Here is a 24,011-nt window from a genome sequence, read left to right as displayed (position 1 = left end):
AGACACCTCTATTCACCATCGACAATAAAAAGGTTATCCTTTTTGGTTTTGGCCTTTAGCACCGGCCGTAAATATATTTTTTGATCACCCGATCTCAATCGACCGGCCATACGTTTCATGGCCTCGTCGGAAAACTGTGTCTTATAGCATTGAAAAGCAAGAATTGTATTCTCCCTATCCTCCTCGGAATACGCAATTTGAGTGGTAAGGTAATCGTCCGCAATACCTGCCAAGAGTCGCTGATCTTCATCCTCTATATGGGACGAAGGGGTCGCCACATAATACAAACTTAGCGGTTTTACCCTGGACTTGCTCAAATACACTTGGGTAATGGAAGCGCTAACCAACCTGTGGTCCATATGATTGGAACCTCCATCCGGACCCCATGTAATAATTACATCCGGTTCAATATCAACTACGAGACTATCCAGTTTTACCATAATTTCCTGTATGTAAGGAACATGTCCAAAAAAACCATCCTTTAATTTCAATTGATCGTGATATCCCATCCAAATGGGCTTTTCAATTCCCATGTGATCTGCTGCACAATTTACTTCCTCATGGCGCAAAGCCGTTAATTCATCCCCGGGCTTCAAATCGGTCTGCCCGGTACCATAACGTCCATCGGTTACGGTAACTAATTGCACTTTAGCTCCTTCACGTGCATATTTTGCCATTAGTGGGCCAATGTAAATTTCATCGTCCGGATGTGCAAAAACAGCCATAATAGTTTTGCCCTTTGCGGAAACATCCACTGGGACAACGTTAGATTGTTCTGTTGGATTTTTTTTCTTCCCTTCACAGGAGAATAGGGTTCCTGCAAGAATAAATATGGTAAAAATTGATTGCAACCACTTGCCAAAACCTCCCATAAAGACCAGAGGAGTACCTTTGGATATTAAATAAAATATTATGTATTGTTTGTTTTTCATATAGTCATCATTAAAAGTGGGATGAAGCTAATTTTAAAACTTTTATATCTATGGGTAAACAAATTATTAAAATTGTTATATGTAATAATACGGTTTGGCTATATGGCAAAGTTGCAGGTTATCCCCGCAACTTCGCAACATAACTAACTAACAAACCAACTCAATATGCTTAACAGTTATCATCTTGTACCAATCCATCCCCAAAAAAATTATATAGGGGGGGAATGAAAGGCTTTCGATGGATTAGCGATCCGCTAAAATTATTCATACGGAGGAAAAGTCCCCTGTTTTGGGTGAGCAAAAGGCACACCAGCTTTAGCATCCCACCAAATTCTTGATTTCATTTTGTCTCCACCGACCAATCTTCCAGCAGCTTCTTCAACACCTTGTGCATTTAAATTATACTCTATTAATGGATAGGGCAACCTTCTAGGCAAAGCGTTATCTGTTTCAGCTGCAGGTTCGCTCCCTATCCAAACCCTAGGATAACCAGTTCTACGATGTTCAGCAAAAACCTCGTATGAATCCCCTATAAGTGCCAAATACTTTTGTGTTATGATCATTTCCAGCTTCTCTTCATCTGTCCCTGAAAGAACACCAGCCGTAGAGGAAAGGAAAGCTGTAATATCAGCTTGATCAACCCCATATTGCTCCATGGCCAGCGTAATCCCATTTTGATAAAAGGCATTGGCATCTCCGGTTGCAAATCCTGCCAAAACCGCCTCTGCTTTTAAAAAGTTAACTTCAGAGGCCTGCATTACATTAAAATCATATGTGGCATTACGAAAATATTGGCTCCATTTGGCCGACTGAGGGTAAAGTGCCTTTTCTTCTGCTGTTAGATTAATGGCCCCGCCTATATATTCCAAATCATTATTAGGTTCCAAATATATCGTCAATCGCGGATCATCATTGTTCAACAGATTCTCTACCAATGCCAGGCCGGCTGATATTGAAGATCCCGCACCAGGGTTACCATTCACTACTTCTTGGTATAAAGGATTGGTGTTTGACAAATCCGCTGCATCCGGGCCCTCACTAGTAATGACCGCATTTTGATCATTGGTAGCAATTAAACTAGAATTAAATACATCACCAACATTTTGTTGCGCTATAGTTTCATCTGCATAACGAACCCTTAAAGCCAATCTCAATCTCAAGGAATTTGCAAACCTCTTCCAAGAATCAGCATCACCTGCAAAAAGGACATCTGCGGCGCCAAAACTTTTTTGATCCGATGAAACACTCAATGCTGAGGCAGCTTCTTTCAATTCCTTTAACATGTCCACATAAATAGATTCTTGTGTATCGTATTTCGGATATAGCACTATATCCTCAAAAGAAGTGGCAACCTCCGTATAAGGAATATCACCATAGGCATCTGTCATACGATGATACACCCAAACTTTCCATATTCTAGCCATAGCATTCTGATTGCGCAACTCAGGATCATCGGCCGTAAGCCTAATAATTGCCGCCAAGTTTTCTATGTAGGCAGTATAATAATTAAACGGTTCCGAAAAATCGGTAAGAGCCAGCATATTACCCGAATCCGCTCTTTTTATATAGCTTGAAAATTCTCCAATTCTGCCCACATTTAAAATATCAAAACCAGATTCTTTTAACACCCTTGTAAACAATAGGGAAGGTTTAATATCATCGTCAGTAATCAGTTTTGGATTAGTATTAAGCTCCTCAAAACCATCTGTACAGGAAAGAGGTATACATAGTAGTGCTATAAGAACCGATAGCGCAATTGGTAGTTTTATTATAGTTTTCATTATATATCGTTTAAAAAGTTACTGAGAGATTAAAACCTAGACTTCTAGTGGTCGGCATTGAAAAAGATTCATAGCCCTGTGCGGCTGCCGTAGGAGAAAACGCCGTATCTGGGGCAATACCCATTTCAACGAATTTGGAATCCCTATAAAGATACAATACGTTACGGGCTACCAATGTTAATCTAGCGGTATCAAAAGGTGTATTCAACAAAGTCTTCTTATTAAAAGTGTAGCCTAAGGTTACCTCCCTGAGCGCAGCATTGGTTGCATCCAAAACAAATTCCTCACCGATATTCCCCCATGACCTAGCTGCAAAATAATCCTGTCCCAAAACGTTGTTTTGAACAGATGGTGTATAGGTACCATCCCCATTATCTATTACACCTTCTACGGTTAAATTCTCCCTAACATTGGTCCAAACACCCGTACCTTTGGCATTTTGATCATATCTACTCCAAGAATATACTTCACCCCCCATCCTTACATCGATCAAAGCACTTAAAGACAATCCTTTATAAGTAAAAGTATTTGTAAATCCTCCCAACCAATCTGGTTGGATATTCCCTAAAATCGACAATTCATCTGCACGCACATAAGATTTTCCATCTGCGTTAACCACCAATTCGCCAGTTGGACTTCTCTTATACTCATACCCCAAGATACTTCCATATGGCAACCCGGGCTGGGCAATAATACTGGCATTGCCCGTAGAAATAAAATTATATCGATCTATACCCTCTACTAAACTCTCAATATTGGAGGTGTTTTTGGAAAAATTAACATCGGAAACCCATTTAAAGGAATCAGCAACCTTTATTGGGGTCATGGATACAAATAATTCTATCCCTTTGTTGGAAACCTCCCCCGCATTTAAGTACAATCCACCAAACCCCGTAGATTCCGACAAGCCGATTTGCATAATTTGATTACTCGTCTTAGAGTTGTAATAGGTAAAGTCCAAACTCAATCGGTTATTAAAGAATCTCAAATCAGTACCAACCTCAAAAGAGGTTGTCAACTCATTTTTTAAATCTGTTGCGGGGACACTTCCATTGATTCTTGCGAATCGTTGTCCCTGAAAGGTATTACTTTGTACGGTGTATCCACCTTTGGTCTGATATGGGTCTGCATCATTCCCAGCTTGGGCGTAGGAAAGTCTAAGCTTAGAAAAGGTTATTGCGTTGGAATTAAAATTAAAAGCATCCGAAAGCACATAACTCAAACTCGCAGAAGGATACATAAACGAATAATTTCCGTTACCCAAGGTGCTGGACCAATCGTTTCTGGCCGTGAGATCAAGGAAGGCATAATTCTTATAAGCCAATTGTCCTGTCATGAACACGGATTGGATTTCCTTTCTTATCAAGGAATAGGAAGGAATTACCAAATCTGCATTTTCAATGGTATACAATTCAGGAATGTTCATATTTTGCCCAATGGTTGCCGACCTTTCATAACGACGCTTAAACTGATTGGCCCCTAAAGAAAGTGAGCCCGAAAAGTCATTTGAAAGTTTTCCACTTGCCGTTAAGAGCACATCGGTATTTAATTCATTTACCTTATAGGTATCAAAATCCACCCTACCATTTACATAGGAACCTCCAGGTGTACCGGCACTGTACTGTTGACGTTGAGTTTCTACATAGCTATCGCTACCTATCCGACCCATTATATTTAACCAATCCGTAATTTTATAGGTAGCGGACAAAAGCCCCACAAAACGGTCACGATTATCCTCACTGGTCACTTCATTAATCAGCCAAAAAGGATTTGTTGGACTACCACCCTTATAATTACGGTAGCTACCATCCTCATTTCGACCACCATTCATAGCTAACCAAGCAAGGTCAATGTTCCTTGGCACTAAATTTAATGCCGCCGCCACATTTCGACCACTGGATACACCAACAATTGGTCTATTGTCTGCACCACTTTTTATAAAATTCGCCTTTGTTTCAACATGAAGCCTATCCGACACATCAGCCCCAAAAGTTGCGGTAAAAGTTTGTCTTGCAAACTTGGAATTCGGAATTATACCCTTATTGTGCAAAGTGGAAGCAGACACCCTATAATTAATTTTTTCAGAACCACCGTCAACCGCAACGGTATTGGTGAGTGTACTGCCCACATTGTAAAAATCCCTTAAATTTTCCTTGGGCTGCGCGGAATAGGGCACAGGACCTAGATCCAAAAGGCTTCTTATAAGCACCAATCTGCCATCAAACTTCCCACCCCAACTATCAACACCGCCACCTTGGGCAGGATATTCAACACCTTCATACACTTCGGTACCAAATCCAAATGTATCATCATATCCAACCCCATAATTATTTTGAAACTTGGGCATAACATTAACCATTTCTATAGTGGTATTGGAATTATAGGTAACACCCATTCTCTTTTTAGAGGAAGATTTTTTGGTAGTTATCAATATAACACCATTAGCCCCGCGAGAACCATAAAGTGCAGCGGCGTTTGGCCCCTTTAAAACAGAAATAGTAGCAATATCGTCAGGGTTGATATCTTTTATACCGTCACCAAAATCCCGTCCAGCAAAAATATCTGTTTGGTTTAGGTTATCGTTACTTATAGGGATCCCATCAACCACGTAAAGGGGCTGATTGTTACCACTTAAAGAACTACTTCCCCTTATTTGGACAAATGTAGATCCGGCTGGACCCCCAGAGCTAGAAGTAACAAAAACACCTGCCACTTTACCCTTAAGGGAATTTGCAACGTTTACCTCCCTAGCCTCTGTCAAAGATTCTCCAACTATTTCCTGCGCGGAATACCCCAGAGCCTTCTTTTCCCGTTCTATTCCAAAGGCCGTAACAACCACTTCGGAAAGTTCGGTACTGGAAGCATTCATAGCAATATCTATCACCGACCTAGAACCCACAACCACCGATTGAGTTTCGTAACCTATATATGAAAATTCCAAGGTCACGGTATTATTGGGCACCTTAATCGTATAATTACCATCAAAATCCGCCGACACTCCCGTGGAACTTCCTTTAATAACAACATTAACTCCTGGAAGGGGAGTGCCGTCACTTGCATCGGTCACAGTTCCGGAAACCGACCGTTCTTGCGAAAACACTTGCGAAACACAAAGTGTAAAAATGGCAAAAATCAAAATTTTCTTCATAGTTATCTAGTTTTGGTTAATTTAAGTTATTCTTCATTTCAAAGCGTTAAATCAATACGGTTTCGTAAGAGACTCTATTAATTCATTGCAATATAATAAGTTGAAATGTAATAAACAACTAAAAATAATAAATTATTTACATAAAAATAATGTTACGAAAGTTATCTGTGTAAAATATAAACTATACGAAACTTAAATTCATTACTAAATAATTATTTAAAAGGTGTGTTTTTTAAGATATGCCTTCTTAGAACTGCAAATTTTGGAGAGAATAACAATTCAATGAAATCTACACCCAACAACAGTGAATGACCACGCCTTACAGAAATGAAAATTATTTGGCGATAATACTTGAGCCATATATTAATCATGCTTATTATTACCATAAACACCGCACAACAATACTCAAGACATGCATTTGATTAAAAACTAAAGAGCACACTAAGGTTCCAATGTGAAGAAAAATACTCCCAAATAAAGGATTTTATAAAAGGAAGCCATAAAACCAAAGAAATGCATAAAATTAATCCACCTAGACGATTGAAACAGGGAAGTACTTTCGATTAATTCTGAAAAATTAAATGCAAAACAGCATCAAATAATCCTATAATCACTTTCGAAACCTTATTGTAATTCACAAACAGGGAATACTTGCTACCATATCGGCATAAGAGACCCACCCTTTTAATGACAAAACTACTCGGAGAAATGAACAAGGATATAACCCAAAATTTATTTAAATATTCGCCCATGGATATCAGCATTTACTATTCAAAGCTGAAAGCTTTTTTTATACCTGTTAACTTTAAACAAGCTCCATGGTACTAGCAAATCGGCAATAGCCAAATGCGGCAGGCCAACTAAAAATTTAAGGTGGATTTCAATTAATACGGACTAATCTTCATCAGGTTTCTTGCCTTCGGGCTGTATTGCCAAAAGGAATGCAGCAATAACCGCCAATACTATTCCTGCAATTTTATAATGCCCCGGCATGACGCCCAAGACCAATAATGAAATAATCGAGGTCATCAAAGGCGCTCCGGCATTGGTCATTGGCGACACTACTATCGCCTTACCGTACCTAAAGGCGAATACAAGGCAAAGGGCCCCTATGGCATTTAAAATTTGGATGGCCCCAGCCAAATAGGGGCCGTCCCAGCCCCAGTTGATTTCTTGGGAAAAATCGGTCATATAAAAAGCTATCGGGATCAGCATAATTCCTGTAACCATCATGTAGAAAAATATACTCTCCGCACTCATGGAGCTATTTGCCAACTTCATAAAATACGCTTGTACGCCCCAAGCCACCAAAACCAAAATGGCAAGCAAGAACCACAAGGTTCCATTTTCGTCCAACTCTTCGGTGTTCAGGTCCCCGCTATATTCAAATAACGGCAAAGAAAGTAATGCCAAGGAAATGCCAATAATCCCCAACAAACCGGTGCGCTCCCTTAAAAACAGTAGGGAGAGTACAATCGTTATCAGAGGGGAAAGGGATATTATCGGGAAGATCAAATAGGTTGGCCCCACCGTTACCGCATAAAAAAGAATCATCTGCCCCCCTGCCCCCAAAAGACCAATAATTAAACCATATACTATAGCTTTTTTATCCCTTTGCAATTTCCAATTGATGCGCCATAGCACAAAAACAGCAGGTATAATCATTGTAAGGGCCCATACGCAATAGATCAATGTATCCGGAAACCCATTGCGCGAAGGGACACTGGTAAATGCACCCCATACTCCCCAAAACACAGTAGCAACTATTGCATACAACAACCAAGGCTTCTTCTTGCTTTCTTTCATATCCTATTCAAAAATATTATACATCTTAATACTAATCCTCTAATTTCTTCCTTTTAAAGTCCAAAGGCACGTCTACCATTAAAAGCTTCCTATCACCGCAACCAATTATCGATGTTCTCCCTAACAAACACATCATCGTTCAATTCGGGATATAAGGCATAAACTCTGTCAATTTCTTCTTTCTGACCCGGACTTAACCTCTCCTTTGGATTGATAGTGTAATTACCCTCTAACAATCCCTGCCTTATCAACACCTCATGAATTCCGGCTATGGAGCCTTTAAAACCGTTCCTAGAATCAAAGAAGGCCGCATTAGCATCTGTTATACCAGCGCCCACGGACAAAAGGTCCAATGCTTCTGATGGAGATGCATTTTTTATTCTTTCAAAAAGATCGACAGCTTTTTTATTCCATACGGCCCAATGTCCCAATAAGCCGCCCACAATTTTTTTCGCAATTACCTTCCCTTCTATCGGTATTTTGTATTCCGTTAATAAATCCGCCACAATGTTGTCATCATTTCCAGTATACAGGGCTATGTCCTTAGCCCTTCCGGACTCCACAACCCCCCGAACCACATCTAGGGTATTATACCTGTTGAAAGGTGCCATTTTTATTGCCACCACATTTTCAATCTTAGAAAATTCGCGCCAAAATTCAGTATCCAACACAGCTCCCCCAACCGAAGTCTGCAAGTAAAATCCGATTACAGGTATAACTTCTGCGACTGCCCTGCAATGTGCTACCAACTCCTTGTTCGATTTACCTTTTAAAGCTGCCAGACCCAGCAACCCTGCATGGTATCCTAAATCGGATGCTATCCCGGCCTCGTTTACAGCTTGAGCTGTATTGCCCAATACTCCTGCGATCCTAAAAACTGACTTCCCACTTTTATTTAAAAAAGAATCCATCTCTTCCTTTCCCAATTCCAATACAGGTTGGTACAGCCCAACTTCCCTAATCTCAAATTGACTTGTGTGCACTCCAATGGCCAGACCCCCTGACCCTGCATCCAAGTAATACCTGGACAAAGCGCGCTGTCTTCGTTCATCCAATTTCAGATCTCTGGTTAAAGCTGTGGGATTGGCAGGTATGGCCAGCCCTCCCTGCAATAATTCCTTTAATTCGTATGTCAAAAATGCACTCAATGTTCCTGATCTTTATTCATTAATACTTGCCATCTCTAACCTCAAAATGGGTTGACTTGCCCAACAAACGTTTGTTTGAACCGATCCAATGGGCAGTCCATTCAATTAACTGCTCCAAACATACAGAAGGTTTTCCTAACATCCCGATGCTCCTTGAAACGTCGACCGATAGGGCTGAATTTGCCTCAACACCTTTAAACTTGACCTTCTTACCCATTATTTTACCAAACTTCTTAGCCACATCGGCTACGGAAATCAATTCGGATCCACTAATATTCAAATGCGCCGCAGGGGAAGTACAATACTGCAAACTTCTTAGAATCATCTCATTGGCATCTCCTTGCCAGATAACGTTTGCATAGCCCATAGTTAGATCCAATGTTTCCTGATGGTATACCTTGGTAGCAATATCCACCAATACCCCATACCTCATTTCCACGGCGTAATTCAATCTTATAAGCACTACTGGAGTTCCATACTTTATACTTCCATATTCGAACAAGCGCTCCCTTCCCAAACAGGATTGTGCATACTCCCCTACCGGCTCCGGCATATCTGTTTCCTTAGATCCACCCGAAGTGATATCTACCAAGGGGTAAACACAACCAGTAGAAAATGCCACAATTCTTGATTTTTTAAACTTATGGGCCACTAAACCTGGCAAAAAGGAATTCATTGCCCAGGTAATGGATTCATTACCCGCGGTGCCAAATTTCATTCCTGCCAAATAAAAAACGTTTTCTACTTCCGGAAGACTATTAATGAATTCCAAATCCAAAAGATCTCCCTTAATAGTCTCAATGCCACTTTCCTCCAGATAAGACTGTTGTTCCTTATCACTAAATCTGGACACTCCGATAATTCGCTTTTCCATTCCGGCCATTATACTGGCCCTTTTGGCCATACGGGCCATCGATACACCCATTTTGCCGGCGACACCCAATAAAATAACATCACCCTTCAGTGTTTTGAACATTTCCACCAATTCCGAGGTAGGCCTGGACAATGCCTCTTCAAGTTCATTTTCGTCCTTAAAATATTTTTGATGCCCCATTACATTTACATTTTACCGTTTTCCTGAATAATTCTCTTATATATTCTTACAGCTTCTTCCAATTTATGAACAAAGCAGAATTCATCTGTCTGATGCGCCATTGTAGCCTCTCCTGGACCCAAAATTATGGTTGGCACGTTATTTAGCCAAGGAGCAAGTACAGAGGCATCGGTTAAATAGGTAGCAGCCTTTTGTATTTTCGCGGAACTAAGATCTACATTACAAACCTGGGCGACCAATTTTACAAAGGAATGATCCTCCGCAGTCGCAATAGCGTCAAGGTCTACCATTTTTGTCAGTTCCACCTCTGGCCCCAATGTTTTGCCCAAAATAGAAAGTGCCGTAGCATTTTCCAATTTCGGGGTCGACCTAACATCAATTGTGAATTCGGCTTTATCGGGAACCGAATTTAAATTTAATCCGCCACTAATAGTACCCACATTGATGGTGGGAAACCCCAATAATTGATCTTTCGCAACATCAAATTTTAATTTTTCAATACTGTTTATCGCCTTTGCAGCTTTATAGATTGCATTATCCCCCAATTCTGGCATGGAGGAATGCGCAGTAACCCCTGAAGTACTTGCCTTTAAATACAAGCCTCCTTTATGCCCTATTAAAGGTGCATTGGAAGTAGGCTCACCAACCAACATAGCGCTTGCATTTCCAATATCATAACCACTGGCACATAATTGCCTTGCGCCGTTACACCCCAACTCCTCGTCTGCCGTAAAAATAAGTTTCACCCCTCCCTTGGGCGCAACATCATTAAAACATTCTATTGCCGCAATCATCATGGCCGCTATACCGCCCTTCATATCTGAAGAACCGCGCCCGAATAATTTACCTTCAAATACGCTACCTTCAAACGGATCTGTACTCCATTCCTTTGCGCCCAAAGGAACAACATCCAAATGTCCTGTAAGTACTATGGGCGCCTTTTCCTCCGAAAGGCCTTTGGTCGCTACTAGGTTTAATCGCCCTTCCGAATGTTCAGGATAGTCCACATCAAAACCATGAGCCAAAAGTATGGAGCCCACATGCCTGGCAACTTCTTCCTCATTGCCCGGAGGGTTAATTGTATTGAATTTGATTAGGTCCCGCGTTAAAGAGATAACATTCATTTACTTATTTGTTATGCCGCAAAACTAGATCCACTTAACCTACTAAATTAGGGCCGAATTACTAGCACATTATTTTATATTCTTTACAATATCCAATTTTTCCTTCACCAATTCCACAATTTGATCTGTTGCTACCGGAAAAACCTTTCGCAAATCAATTTCCTCATTGGTCAACAACTTTACCTTCAAGGTCTGCATAAAAATATTCTTGATTTCAGTTGCAAGGTTTATTTTACATATCCCCCTATCCACAGCTTCCCTTAAACTATCCCTAGGAACACCGGAACCACCGTGCAGTACTAATGTTGCATTGGTTATTGCTGCAATCTCAGAAAGCCTTTCAAGTTGTAACTCCGGCTCTTTATCGTAAAAACCATGGGCAGTACCAATAGCAATGGCCAGGGCATTTACACCCGTGGCATCCACAAATTCCTTGGCCTCCAACGGCTGGGTAAACCCTCCTTTTTCCTTATTCTGACCCAATTTGGCAATATAACCCAGTTCGGCCTCTACATTGGCACCGTAACTTTCGGCCAATTTCACTACCTTACTGGTAATGGCTACATTTTCACTAAAAGACTTTTCACTGGCATCTATCATCACTGAATCGAATCCAGCATCCAGACATTGGGCCACCAGTTCATAGGAATCCCCATGATCTAAATGCACCCAGCCCTCAACTCCGTGATAATTCAACATGGATTTGGCCATTTGAAATGCCACAGGGAGTCCCATATAGTCAATAGAACTCCTAGTCAACTGTAAAACTAATGGTTGCTCCATAGCCTTTGCTGCCAATAGAACACCTTTTAGTGTTTCGTAATTGTAAAAATTGGTGGCCAGTATTCCTTGTTGTCTACTTCTTAACTCTATAAACTTGTCCTGTAATTTCATTCTCTTTATTCCTGATAATTAAACCTATTACGTGCAATTTCCATTATCCCTTCCAGATTTTTAAATGCCCCGGTCCCGCCTGCCTGGGTAGTGGAAATGGCACCGATTAAGTTGCCAAATTCTTGGCACTCCTCAGGGGTAGCCCCCTTTATAAACTTTGAAATAAAACCTGCATTAAAACTATCCCCCGCACCAATAGTATCTACCACCTCCTTGTTCACAAAAGGATTGAGCCTTACCTCTTTATTATCATAATACATAACAGACCCACTACTTCCACATTTGACCACTACAAACCTGCTTATATTTTTAATGCTTTCAATGGCCCGATTTACATTCGGAAGCCCGGTCAATTTTTTCAACTCCACTTCATTAGGAATAAAAACATCTACAAAAGGAAGTACTTGATTCAAATTAAGCTCCCAGGTTTCGGCCGGATCCCATTGTACATCCAAAGAAGTGGTAATTCCCACATTTTTTGCCATTTCAAACAACCTGTGAACATTGTTTTTAAACCCCGGCTGAAAAAAATAAGAAGAAAAATGAAGGTGCTTGCCCCTTAATAACTGACCTTCGTCAATATCATCCAATCCCAAATGGGACATAGCTCCTTGATGAGTTATCATAGCCCTATCCTCACCATAACTTAGCGCTACCGTAGCACCAGTTTTAAGGTTCTCGTCGATCATCAACATAGACGTATCAACACCAGATCTATTTAATTTATCAATTACAAATTGCCCAAAAATATCATTGCCGATCTTGCCAATAAATGCCACCTTTAAACCCAAGGAACTTAAATTACTGGCACAAATGGCCGAAGAGCTCCCCAAGGTCAAAGTCATGTGATCCGACAAAATTTCCTTACCAACTTCTGGAAACCCATTAACCTGATTAAAAATCAAATCTACATTAAGCTCCCCCACAACTATGACATCAAATTCCCTAGTCATAAACTACATTTTCTAATGTTATATAATATTTTCCTGTACCCTTTCTAAATTATTACAAAATATGTGATTGTATAATGACAACAAAAAATCTGAATTGGATTTAGTCTTTACAACTTACTTTTATTCTTATAAATTTTCACCCCTTGCACTACTCGATTAATGGAATTATTTATCGATGGTGAATCCGGGGAAAGACCTAAATCCAATGATTTGTACAATCCTAAGAGTTGACTGGGCAGCACAGAGCATACAGCAAAAAACTCTTCCGGGATGTTATTGGATTCCGCTACTTCGATAGACAAGTCCAAGGAAAAGGATTCTTTATTTTTTATCACCTCCCCGATTCCAATTTCATACAACTTTTCTTTTTGCCTATTTATAGACCTAACCAGATCGAACTCATAATTGTTGACAAAATCATCGTTGGAAAAAAGATACACTACTAAAGTAGATTCATTGATTACCGCCTTGGGCCCATGCCTTAACCCCAAAAAGGAATCGTATTTGCAAACCACCTGGCCATCGGACAATTCCTGTACTTTTAAATGGGACTCCCTTGCAATCCCTTTTAAAGTACCTGATCCCAAGAAAACAACCCGGTCAAACTCCAGAGCGGCTACAGCCTTGATCTTTTCCGAATATTTACTTAGAATAGTTTTCCCATACCTCACCAATTGGTCAACATGATTCCTATTCCGTTCCAATCCATCAATATCAGAGACCAAAATCCCAGCTAACAACATAGTGGTAAAGGATGCCGTCATTGCCAAGCCTTTGTCATTGGCTCCTGCCGGCATCAATAATACAAAAGAATTATCTAGATTGGCCAAATTTGCAAGCTTACCGGTAGCATTACAAGTGATTATCAAATGAAAGATAGTTGAACAATACTCATTTGCCAGATCCACGGTCGCAACACTTTCGGGACTATCTCCGGAACGCGCAAAGGACACCATCAATATTGGTTGCTCCGAATCCATAATATAATCTGAGGGATGCGAAATAAAATCGGTTGATGCGATCACCTCTGTAGGCCTTCCAAAATTTTTTTGAAATTTTTTATGGAGCACGTCTCCAATAAAAGCCGAAGTACCGGCACCTGTTAAGATCACCCTAAGATTATCATAAACCAATACTCTATTCAAGAAAACAGACAATTCCTGTTTTGCCGCTACAACATCTTCATAGGTCCGATTCCACAAATAAGGTTGCCCCATTATTTCGGTGGCCGTATAACTTGAATCTGTTCTATTTTTATTTTCAATCATACTTTCAATATCAAAATTAATCTTAAAAGAAATCAAATGTAACTATATTTTTAAGTAAACGAAAGTATTTTTTACGTTTTTATTTATTATTCCTTATTATTTAAATAATATTTAAATATATTTGTTAAACAAAAATCAACTATTTGCGTACCTTTCTATTTCATAAAAAAGAATGGAGTTGGTTTGCATAAATCCAAAAAAACCATAAGCCAAGGAAATTAAATCAACCAAAGGCTTTACATAAATTGCGCTCCGACCGTTGACCTCACAAAAATTTACACATAATGAGTTTGATAAAAAAGTACAACCTAAAAAGACCTATTAAAAACACTCCCAAATCCTTTCTAAAGAAGCTAGGCCCGGGCATTATTACGGCAGCCTTGGTATTTGGACCTGGGAGTCTAACCATTAATACCAAACTCGGTGCCAATTATAGTTACTCACTTCTATGGGTTATCCTCTTATCCATGGTACTAATGACCGCCTTTACCAACATGTCCACTAAAATAGGTTTGTATAGTAGGGATTCATTTATTTCGCGTATAAAGAACGAATTTGGGCATCGAACTGCCTTGTTGGTTGGCGTTGGTATCTTCTTGACCACAGCTTCCTTTCAAGCGGGTAATACCGTTGGGGCCAGCTTGGCCTTTTCTGAGTTATTCTCCACCCCTATGTTGGTCTGGATAATCATTTTCACCTTTTTAGCTATTTTTCTCCTCTACTTTAAATCATTTTACAAGATTCTGGAAAAATTGATGATCGGTTTGGTAATTCTTATGTTAACTTCCTTTTTACTGACCATAATCATGGTGGCCCCAAATATCCAGGAAATACTTTTAGGTATTATCCCATCCATACCTAAGGGATCGGAGTATTTTATCATAACCCTAACTGCTTCTAGTTTTTCCATTGTAGGAGCATTTTATCAATCTTATCTTACCCAGGAAAAAGGTGTGGATATTGCAGATAAACAAGATAGTTTAAGGGAAAGTAGAACGGGAATCATTATCCTAGGCCTACTTTCAACATTGGTTATGATTTGTGCCTCATCGGTTCTTAAAAACAATAATATTGACGTGCTAAGTGCTTCCGACCTTGGCATGGCCTTGGAGCCTCTTTTTGGGCCATTTACTTCCTATGCTTTCATGATAGGTTTTTTTGCAGCATCCTTTTCCTCCATGATCGGCAATGCAACCATAGGTGGAGTAATCTTGGCAGATACTTTGTTTGGCATTAGTAATCTTCGGGAGTGGAAGGTGCGTTCCATGATTATTGTGGTAATCTTAATTGGAGCCATTATAGCCCACGTATTTGGACAATTGCCTTTGGAACTGATCATTTTTGCACAAGGTATTACCATCATGATAGTCCCAATGATCGCCGTTATTATCGTGATTTTTTCTAATGGCAAAAGAATATCCGAAGAACTAAAAAATAATTCGTTTACCACCGCCCTAGGTATTATTGGTATTACAATTTTAATATTAATGTCTTTTTACAGCATCTATTTTTTATTCTTTAAATAAAATTAGATTATAAATAAAAAAAACAAACGCCCATTTAACAAATTAACTATCACTGTAAAACCTTCAACGATGAAAAAACATAGAACAGCCAAAAGCAGAAGGGATTTTGTAAAAACTGGGGTTATCCTTGCAAGCGGATCCCTATTCGGCGGAGTACCCATAAATGCCTTCGGAAATATTGAATCAAATGAAAAAACCGCTTTAAAAGTTGGACTTGTAGGTTGCGGAGGACGAGGAACAGGGGCCGCTTATGAAGCCATGAGCACTACCTCCACCGTGAAGTTAGTAGCATTGGGCGACGTTTTTGAAGACAGACTCATCAGTGCCTATCAAAACTTAAAAAATAACTTCCCTGATCAGGTCGATATTCCAAATACCCAAAGATTTGTTGGATTTGACGCCTATAAGCAGGTTTTGGAACTATGTGACGTTGTTATCCTGGCCACCCCTCCTCCGTTCCGACCAATTCATTTGGAAGCAGCCGTTGAAGCAGGAAAACATGCTTTTGTAGAAAAACCCTTGTTTGTAGACATCCCGGGATACTTAAAAATTAGGGAGACCAACAAGGTTGCTAAACAAAAAAATTTGAGTATTGGTGTTGGCCTACAATTGCGTTATGAAAGTGGTTATCAAGAAATGAAGCAAAGAATAGACAATGGTGAAATTGGCGACATTACCTCCATGGACGTGTATTATAATGTAGGTGCTCCTGTAATATTCCCAAGACAACCTGAACAGTCCGAAATGAATTATCAATTGAGGAATTGGAGGTATTTTACTTGGTTATGGGGCGGACAACTGGCAGGACAGGCTATTCATCAAATAGACCTTATGAATTGGATAATGGATGATTATCCTACATCTGTCAACGGATTAGGTGGCCGACAGGCATTTTCCGGGCCTAATCAAGGAAATACCTATGACCATCATTACGCAGAATACGAATACCCAAACAAAGTAAAATTACACGTTCAATGTAGAAATATTGATAACAATTGGAATAAGAGCGGATTTCATATTCGGGGAACAAAAGGCTATGCCGACGATAAATCCCAAATATTCGACGCTACTGGTAAATTATTATGGAGGTTTCGCGACAAAGAAGAAGCATTAGGGTCGTCCCAAAAATGTCAATCTAATTTCATAAACTCAATTTTAGAAAATAAACCAATAAATCAGTTAGAATATGGTACAAAATCCACATTAACTACAATCATGGGAAGAATGTCCATTCACTCAGGTCAAAGGTATACTATAGATCAAGTCTTGGCTTCCAAAAGAAGTATTCTACCTAAAGAATTTACATGGGATGCCAAAATGCCCGATATGCCAGGAGAAGATGGAAATTACTCCATCCCCATACCGGGTAGAACCGAGGTAATTTAAACTTATCGAATCTAAAATTTATAGTCTCAAGCCCCATTAGCTCGAGGCAATTATTAGCTAATAGTATCTAGTTTTACTTTATACAGCACTAATTAAAACAATGAAACTCTTAATTTTTATCCTTTTACTCCTTGCCACTTTTTCATGTAGCAAGACAAATGTATATACTTCTTTTTCAGTTATTGAAACGAACGGAATTTCTCGGGAAATGGAATACATCGAAGTGGCATGGGAAATGCCAATCAAGCCCAACAATGACAGTAATTTTTCTATCTCTGGAAATGATGGCAATAGGGCTGGACAAATCCTTGAAGTTGTCCCGAACAAAGAAAAATATAAAGTTACTGGGCTTTTTCCGGTTTCCATTGAGGCCCATCAAATCAAAAATTACAACATTATTGCATTGGACTCCGAGCCAATGGACACACTTCTTAACAAGGGTACCAACTTTGATGTGAAAATTGAAAATAATCACTTTATTGCAGACCTTACCAAGAACCCCATTAATACAGATTCCTCTCTAACGGCTGGACAATTACGTGCGTTGAGTATTAAAAATGAATCCAATACCTATTTAAAAAGAAGCGGCATAAATATGCACTGGTCCCCCAATTTTCAGAGCACCGGACGGGAATACCGTACTTCTAGCCATATTACCAATCTTAGCTATGCAAGTGTTGAAACTGGTCGCTATCTTACGACTTTGGTCAAGGAAGGAAAAGTATCCGGCTATCCAGAGATTACATTAAAGACCTCCTATGAATTTTATGCAGGAACACCATACTTTGTATATAGCTCCGAGGTACTCATAGAAAAAGAAATTGAACTTTACTTGTTGAGAAATGACGAGATGACCCTTGATAGTATATTCACTCAAATTATTTACCCAGACCCAAAACAGGGAGTTTTGACACTACCCCTTTTTAAGTCATCAACTTTTAAGGAATTAAAAAATAATCCTATCAAGCAAGATGTTCCTTGGCTCACATTTTTCAACCCTGAATTACAATTGGGTTATGGATGCATTAGACTAGAATACAATAATACAAACCTAAACGGAGCACCTTCTCCATTGTACCTTCCACATACTAAAATAACTGCAGTTAATGCTGATGGCGGAAGATATTGGAACAGAAGATTGATACATGAAAAAAATACCCTCATACCTAAGGGAAGTAGATACTATGAGAAAAATTTATATTTTATAATAAAAGACAGGTCGGATCTAGAAGATGCAATAGACGGCTTATTAAAAAGGATAAACAATCCCTTGAAGGTAGTTTACCATTAGACTTAAAAAGTCACCTATTCGGTGAGCATAAAATACGAACTCTCTAAAATCCTTATATACGGGATAATCCAGCTATAGGTTTGAATCATCCCCCTGCACTTAAAAAAGGCTACCCTATAGGTGGCCTTTTTGAGTTCGGCCCATTTTACCGAAGCCAGCGCACCTACTCGCTCCCGCACTAAAATTGTCCACCGGAAATTTTATTAACACTTGGACGTCTCCGGCTCCACTGAAATGATATCATTGCACACCAGAAAAACCCGTAATAGTATGATTACAGGTTTTTTTTATTTTATTACACATCATTTGAATTCAAATCGTACTAAATAAAAAGTCCCCAAAGCGACATCTAAAAATACAGGAATTCCTCTTCTATACTTTTTTACCTTAAAGATGAGCGTCGTGACAAGAACGAAAAAGCAGGCCTATTACATTTTTCATCTTTGTCCAATGAAATCTATTAGTAGCTAACTTTTCTATTGTATACATTTAATCAAAATACTATAACCTCATCAATAAGCAAATAACTTTTTTGTCCTTCCTTATGATGACCATCTGGAATAGGATTTATGAGATAAGCCTTTATTCTTAAGTTTTTAATATTTCTCGCTTTACACGATATATCTGTTTTGATTCTATTCCGACCTTGTATGAGACTTGTTTTGATAAAGCCCGAATCTCCTATTTTTTGGTAATCAATACCGTCGGAAGAGCCATAAATTTCTATTTGTCTTGGAGGATAAATGGCACCTATTGTTTTTTTAAGGGAGATAACACTAACACACTTAATATCAGTAGGACCATCCAAAACCAGTTCTATATCAACATCCTCATTGAAGCCTTGCCAGTTTTCATCTTCTTGGGCCAACAATTGTCCATAGTTGAGATCTGTGAGGGCCGTTTCCCCTGCAGCTTTGTACTTCTTATCGTAGCTGTTATGATAAATAACTTTGGCCCCAGCAGCTTTATGGATAGGGTATGTCTTTTCTATAATATTTCCTAACCTTTTTCCATTTTTAAAAATAGCCGATTTTATAGTAGTGGTCTCTGAAATAGTAAAGGGAGTAACATATTTTTCACTAGAAACTGTTGGACTAGTCCCATCTATTGTATAACGTATATCCGGATTTGATAATTCAGAACTTAACGATACTTCTATGGTATTACCTATTCCTTTTTGATGTATCCAAGGATTGTAAACACTATTGGCATATCGTATGTTGTTGGCTTTTAAATACTCCAACCGTGGAGCAAGCCTATTAATAAAATCATCAAAATCTTGCATTTTTTCAGGTGTCCAACCATTTTCAGCAACGGCAAACAAACGTGGAAAAGTCATATAAGTAAGTTTGCCCCAATCTGAAATAGATTCTGTCCATAAATTGCCCTGGGTCCCTAAAATATATTGAGATTCTTCCTGAGTGAGTCCATCTGGGATTACCGAATAATTATAACAAGTAGACAAGAGTGCTTCAGAATAACCTAAATTGGGTTCAAAATCTGGTTGACCCTGTTTTAAATCCAAATAGTTGGCAAAATTTGGTGTCATAATAACCCTATGTTTTGCCTTGGCCGCTGCGATACCCCCTTGTTCCCCTCTCCATGACATGACAGTGGCATTGGGAGCTAAACCTCCTTCAAGGATTTCATCCCAACCAATAAGGTCCTTACCCTTCGCATTGACTATTTTTTCAACTCTTTTTATAAAGTAACTTTGGAGTCCATCCTCATCTTTCAATCCCTTTACCTTAATTAGATCCTGACATTGTTGGTGGTTTTTCCAACCCTCCTTATTACATTCGTCCCCTCCAATATGTATATAATTAAACGGAAACAAATCCATAACCTCACCAAGTACCTCTTCTAAAAACGTATAAGTTTCTTCTTTAGAAGCACATAAGGCATTGTCTTTATAAACACCACCTGTTGCTACTTTGTAATTTCCATCATCACAGGAAACATGGGGATATGATGCCAAAATTTCTTGGGAATGTCCCGGAACATCTATTTCTGGTATTACTTCAATATGACGTGCTTTAGCGTAAGCAATGATTTCCTTCATATCTTCCTGGGTATAGAAACCGCCATAGGTTGCCTTCTCGCCATCCATTTGTACAGGTAATCCCCACCAATTGTTCACGGTTTCGTCATGATTGGTATAATTTACCCGCCATGCCCCTACAGAAGTAAGCTTAGGGTACTTCTTAATTTCTAGGCGCCAACCTTGATCGTCTGCTAAATGCATGTGAAAACGATTTAATTTTAATGAAGCCATAAAGTCAAGTACTTCTTTTACCTTTTCTTTTCCATAAAAATGTCGAGAAACATCAAGCATGTAGCCTCGCCATTCAAATACCGGCTTGTCTTTGATATAAACGGCAGGAATTTTATGAATTGGGATTTTTGTGCTATAATTTTCAAGAGGTAATAGTTGTTTTAAGCTCTGTAAAGCATAGTAGCCCCCTGCAGCAGTACTTGCTTTTATGAGAATTTTGTTGTTGGTTACATTCAATTCATATTCTTCAGCTTCCAAATCATTAACTTGCTTAATGAAAATGGAATTACCCAGCGGCTTCGTATCTGAAGTGAGCAACGATATACCTGTTTCCATTTTAAGCTCATCCACGAATCTATTTTCTAAATTCATGAATTCCATGGACCGATTTTCAATGTATATCATCGTACGGTTATCTAATTCAAAATAGCCATTTTCTTCCTTTAAGATTAATGGTTTAGGAATGATTTTGTATTTGTCTTCCTCCTTCACCGTCTCCTTCACCTTCTCTACTTTCTTGTAAGAAGTGAATCCTGTAAAAAGAAATATTAAAGCCAAAAAGGTCAGGGTTTTTCTAGCATATTTTAACTTCATCAAAACTATTTTTAAAAGAATTATGATATAAACTACATTAAAGCGAACCGATACAAAAAAGGTGTTGAAAATTTAATTCGTATTGGCTAGTTCTTTTACGCCTTGCTATTTGTCTTCAACTAATATGTGCTTTGCATAGTTCAGCCCCATTGCATCATACCTTTTTGACATATCCTCTAGTCGATTTTTAAAATCGTCCCAATTTCTAGATTCCTGTGGAGACCAAACCACTTCGGATAGGGCTGTCATACGGGGAAAGGTCATATATTCTACCTGCTTTTCTGTTTTCATATATTCGGTCCAAACATTACCTTGTGCCCCAAGAATGAATTTTTCCTCCTCTTTATCCAATTCTTCTGGAATAGGGTTATAGGAGTAGACCTTTTCAATAGGCAGAAACCCACCAATGGCCAAAGGTTCATTATCCTTATCCTCTGATTGGTAATAATCGAAATAACTATAGGTGGTAGGTGTCATGATTACATCGTGATGCTGTTTGGCCGCTTCAATTCCTCCTTTTTCGCCACGCCAGGACATAACCGTAGCGTTAGGGGCCAATCCGCCTTCCAAAATCTCGTCCCATCCAATAATCTGTTTGCCCTTTCCATTTATATATTTCTCCATTCGCTGTACGAAATAACTCTGCAGTTCATGCTCGTCACTCAACTTCTCTTTCTTGATCCTGTTCTGACAGTTCGGGCAACGTTCCCAATTCGCCTTTGGGCTTTCATCCCCACCTATATGAACGTACTTTGATGGAAAAAGTGGTATCACCTCATCCAGGACATCTTGTAAAAAAGCAAAAGTGCTTTCCTTCCCCCCACAAAAGACATCATCCATTACGCCCCATGTTTCCTGTACGATCTTAGGGGTACCGGATATTTGCAGCTCCCTGCTCTTATCGGACATCATATCATTGAATACAATAGTTGGTTCTTCCGGGAAACAACTCAAATAGGGATATGCAGCAATAGCTGCCGCTCCGTGTCCGGGCATCTCTATCTCCGGAATAATGGTGATATGCTGCTTGGAGGCATATGCTACGATATCTTTAACCTCTTCTTGGGTATAGAAGCCTCCGTATACCTCCTGATCATTTGCGGTGCCCGGATGGTGTCCAATAATGGTCCCGTTCCGGAAGGCACCTACCTGAGTCAACCTTGGATACTTTTTTATTTCTATGCGCCAAGCCTGATCCTCTGTTAAATGCCAATGCAGGGTATTCATTTTATGGAGGGCGATAAGGTCTATGTACTTCTTGACAAAGGATACGGGAAAGAAATGACGGCTTACGTCCAGCATCATGCCCCTATAGGCAAACCTTGGCTCATCTTTAACAACCACTGCCGGAATGGATAATTCGGTCTCCAAAGAAGTTCCCGATTCTATTGTCGGAGGCAAGAGCTGTCGCAATGTCTGAATAGCGTAAAACACTCCTTTGGTCGTTTTTCCCGAAATTATAATTTTGTTGTACTCTACAACCAACTCATATCCTTCATCATTTTCAATATTTTCGTCCAGTTTAAGTATTATACCACCTTCTCCTATTTTACCCTGCTCAAAGGAAATCTTTATCCCTACTGCACTGCCCAACATTTCGGACAGGTATTCTGCCTCCGTCTTCAAGGCATCAGTACTGGATATATAGGTTTTACTGTTGACCAAAAAAGAGCCCTGTGAGCTCACTAAGGACAAGGGCTTGGGAATGATTTGATATGCTTGTTCCGGGTTATCGTTGTTCTTGTTTTGGTCTGCACAGGAAATGGTCAATAATCCGACCAATAAAAAAATAAGTATTCTCATTGTTTATCAATTATTATTTAAATTTTAATATTTGTTTATGCCTATTACCATTTTGTTCACATTTAAAGAAGATCATTCCAGAAAAGGGTAATCAAATTCTGCCATTACCGGATAGTGGTCGGATAGATAATACGTATCTTTTTTGTTTAATACACCTGCATTTACGCATTTTGTTGCTAAAAAAGGGGAACTCAAAATATAATCTATTCGTGTGGAGTTAATAGGCCGCCCCTCCCCTTTTTCAGATTCAAAAACTTGGGTGGGACAGCTTACCCTATTATCCCATGAAGACGTAAACCTTTGGACAACATCAATCAGAGGATAGCCTAAGAGCGAACCAAGCACACTATATTCCAACTGGTCCTCCAATAAATTTCTAACATGATCGTGTTCTATTTCCGAAGCTCTTTTGTTCTCCAAGAGCCTAGGGTTGTCTTTATACAAGTGGGCATCAAAAGGAGATAAAGCATTAAAATCTCCTAAAACTAAATATTTGTTTTGTCCAGTGGAAAGCTTAGATAGTTTATCCATTATGATTTTTGCCTCCTCGCTTCTTTTTTGATAACTAAAAGGGGAAAAATGAACTACAAAAATGTCTATGTCGTAAACCTTGCAATGCAAGGCCCCATGGTGCATGTCGTCCAGGATCTTTTCTTTTACTACTATGGGTTCCCTGGAAGTAATCCCTACGGAATATCCAGAAGTTTTTAGAATCTCGACAAACGGATGCCCCCATTTCAATGCATCACTCTTTAGTTTTTCTTCATCATAGCCGCAGAGTTCCTGTAAAGCCAATACATCTGGATTTTTAGACTTGATCCAATTAATCGTGGCCGCTTGGCGTTCACTATCCTTGCCCCAATCAAAACCATTCCAAATGTTATAGGTCATCACCTTTAATTTCTCTTGAGATCTTAACCCATGGGAAGACACCCCAAAGGTTAGAATTATAAGCACAAAAGGTTTAATTTTATTAATCATTTACTATATGTCTTAAAGTTAATTCCTTATACTAATTTGTTTCAATT

General features: G+C 39.2%; 16 protein-coding genes. 3 read left to right on the top strand and 13 right to left on the bottom strand.

The features are described 5' to 3' along the window. Positions 1–8 precede the first annotated feature (8 nt). The 10 genes from B9Y87_RS01865 to B9Y87_RS01820 all read right to left on the bottom strand — a co-directional run bounded on the left by B9Y87_RS01865 (position 9) and on the right by B9Y87_RS01820 (position 14,108). Complete coding sequence (locus tag B9Y87_RS01865; protein ID WP_085495638.1) at positions 9–932, bottom strand: PIG-L deacetylase family protein; 924 nt, start codon at positions 930–932, stop codon at positions 9–11. A gap of 260 nt (positions 933–1,192) precedes the next feature. Further along, positions 1,193–2,713, bottom strand: coding sequence for a SusD/RagB family nutrient-binding outer membrane lipoprotein (locus B9Y87_RS01860; RefSeq protein ID WP_085495636.1), 1,521 nt, complete (start codon positions 2,711–2,713; stop codon positions 1,193–1,195). 10 nt (positions 2,714–2,723) lie between these two features. Further along, complete coding sequence (locus B9Y87_RS01855) at positions 2,724–5,861, bottom strand: SusC/RagA family TonB-linked outer membrane protein (RefSeq protein WP_085495634.1); 3,138 nt, start codon at positions 5,859–5,861, stop codon at positions 2,724–2,726. 894 nt (positions 5,862–6,755) lie between these two features. After that, positions 6,756–7,667 (bottom strand): DMT family transporter, encoded by a 912-nt coding sequence (locus B9Y87_RS01850; protein ID WP_085495633.1) that lies wholly within the window; start codon positions 7,665–7,667, stop codon positions 6,756–6,758. 92 nt (positions 7,668–7,759) lie between these two features. Next, positions 7,760–8,815 carry a dihydrodipicolinate synthase family protein gene (locus B9Y87_RS01845; protein WP_085495631.1) on the bottom strand — a complete coding sequence of 352 codons (1,056 nt, stop codon included), beginning with the start codon at positions 8,813–8,815 and terminating at the stop codon, positions 7,760–7,762. A 19-nt stretch (positions 8,816–8,834) separates the two neighbouring features. Next, positions 8,835–9,869 carry an NAD-dependent epimerase/dehydratase family protein gene (locus B9Y87_RS01840; RefSeq protein ID WP_085495629.1) on the bottom strand — a complete coding sequence of 345 codons (1,035 nt, stop codon included), beginning with the start codon at positions 9,867–9,869 and terminating at the stop codon, positions 8,835–8,837. Between the two features lie 5 nt (positions 9,870–9,874). Next, positions 9,875–10,993, bottom strand: coding sequence for a M20 family metallopeptidase (locus tag B9Y87_RS01835; RefSeq protein ID WP_085495628.1), 1,119 nt, complete (start codon positions 10,991–10,993; stop codon positions 9,875–9,877). A 69-nt stretch (positions 10,994–11,062) separates the two neighbouring features. Further along, positions 11,063–11,887: a class II fructose-bisphosphate aldolase gene (locus tag B9Y87_RS01830; protein ID WP_085495626.1), complete on the bottom strand. Its 825-nt coding sequence runs from the start codon at positions 11,885–11,887 to the stop codon at positions 11,063–11,065. 5 nt (positions 11,888–11,892) lie between these two features. Continuing rightward, positions 11,893–12,840, bottom strand: coding sequence for a carbohydrate kinase family protein (locus B9Y87_RS01825; RefSeq protein ID WP_085495624.1), 948 nt, complete (start codon positions 12,838–12,840; stop codon positions 11,893–11,895). A 107-nt stretch (positions 12,841–12,947) separates the two neighbouring features. Further along, on the bottom strand, positions 12,948–14,108 hold the full coding sequence (locus B9Y87_RS01820; protein ID WP_085495622.1) for an SIS domain-containing protein: 1,161 nt from the start codon (positions 14,106–14,108) through the stop codon (positions 12,948–12,950). Between the two features lie 284 nt (positions 14,109–14,392). Between B9Y87_RS01820 and B9Y87_RS01815 the strand changes: the two genes are divergently transcribed. The 3 genes from B9Y87_RS01815 (at position 14,393) to B9Y87_RS01805 (ending at position 18,311) form a co-directional block, all read left to right on the top strand. Beyond that, positions 14,393–15,634: an Nramp family divalent metal transporter gene (locus B9Y87_RS01815; RefSeq protein WP_085495620.1), complete on the top strand. Its 1,242-nt coding sequence runs from the start codon at positions 14,393–14,395 to the stop codon at positions 15,632–15,634. A gap of 69 nt (positions 15,635–15,703) precedes the next feature. Then, a complete protein-coding gene (locus B9Y87_RS01810) occupies positions 15,704–17,020 on the top strand; it encodes a Gfo/Idh/MocA family protein (RefSeq protein WP_085495618.1) in 1,317 nt (438 codons plus the stop codon). A gap of 100 nt (positions 17,021–17,120) precedes the next feature. Then, the gene (locus tag B9Y87_RS01805; protein WP_085495616.1) at positions 17,121–18,311 is read left to right on the top strand and encodes a hypothetical protein; all 1,191 of its coding nucleotides are present in this window, start codon (positions 17,121–17,123) and stop codon (positions 18,309–18,311) included. A gap of 493 nt (positions 18,312–18,804) precedes the next feature. On the opposite strand, the gene B9Y87_RS01800 is transcribed toward B9Y87_RS01805, so the two are convergent. From B9Y87_RS01800 to B9Y87_RS01790, 3 genes are all read right to left on the bottom strand, one after another. Then, the gene (locus B9Y87_RS01800) at positions 18,805–21,180 is read right to left on the bottom strand and encodes a beta-N-acetylhexosaminidase (RefSeq protein ID WP_085495614.1); all 2,376 of its coding nucleotides are present in this window, start codon (positions 21,178–21,180) and stop codon (positions 18,805–18,807) included. Positions 21,181–21,285: 105 nt separating this feature from the next. Beyond that, complete coding sequence (locus B9Y87_RS01795; RefSeq protein ID WP_085495613.1) at positions 21,286–22,983, bottom strand: beta-N-acetylhexosaminidase; 1,698 nt, start codon at positions 22,981–22,983, stop codon at positions 21,286–21,288. Positions 22,984–23,055: 72 nt separating this feature from the next. Further along, a complete protein-coding gene (locus B9Y87_RS01790) occupies positions 23,056–23,964 on the bottom strand; it encodes an endonuclease/exonuclease/phosphatase family protein (RefSeq protein ID WP_085495611.1) in 909 nt (302 codons plus the stop codon). Positions 23,965–24,011: the final 47 nt, after the last annotated feature.

Origin of the sequence: Arenibacter troitsensis (assembly GCF_900177645.1) — a bacterium.
Classification (GTDB): Bacteria; Bacteroidota; Bacteroidia; order Flavobacteriales; family Flavobacteriaceae; genus Arenibacter; species Arenibacter troitsensis.
This window is presented reverse-complemented; position numbering and strand designations above follow the sequence as displayed.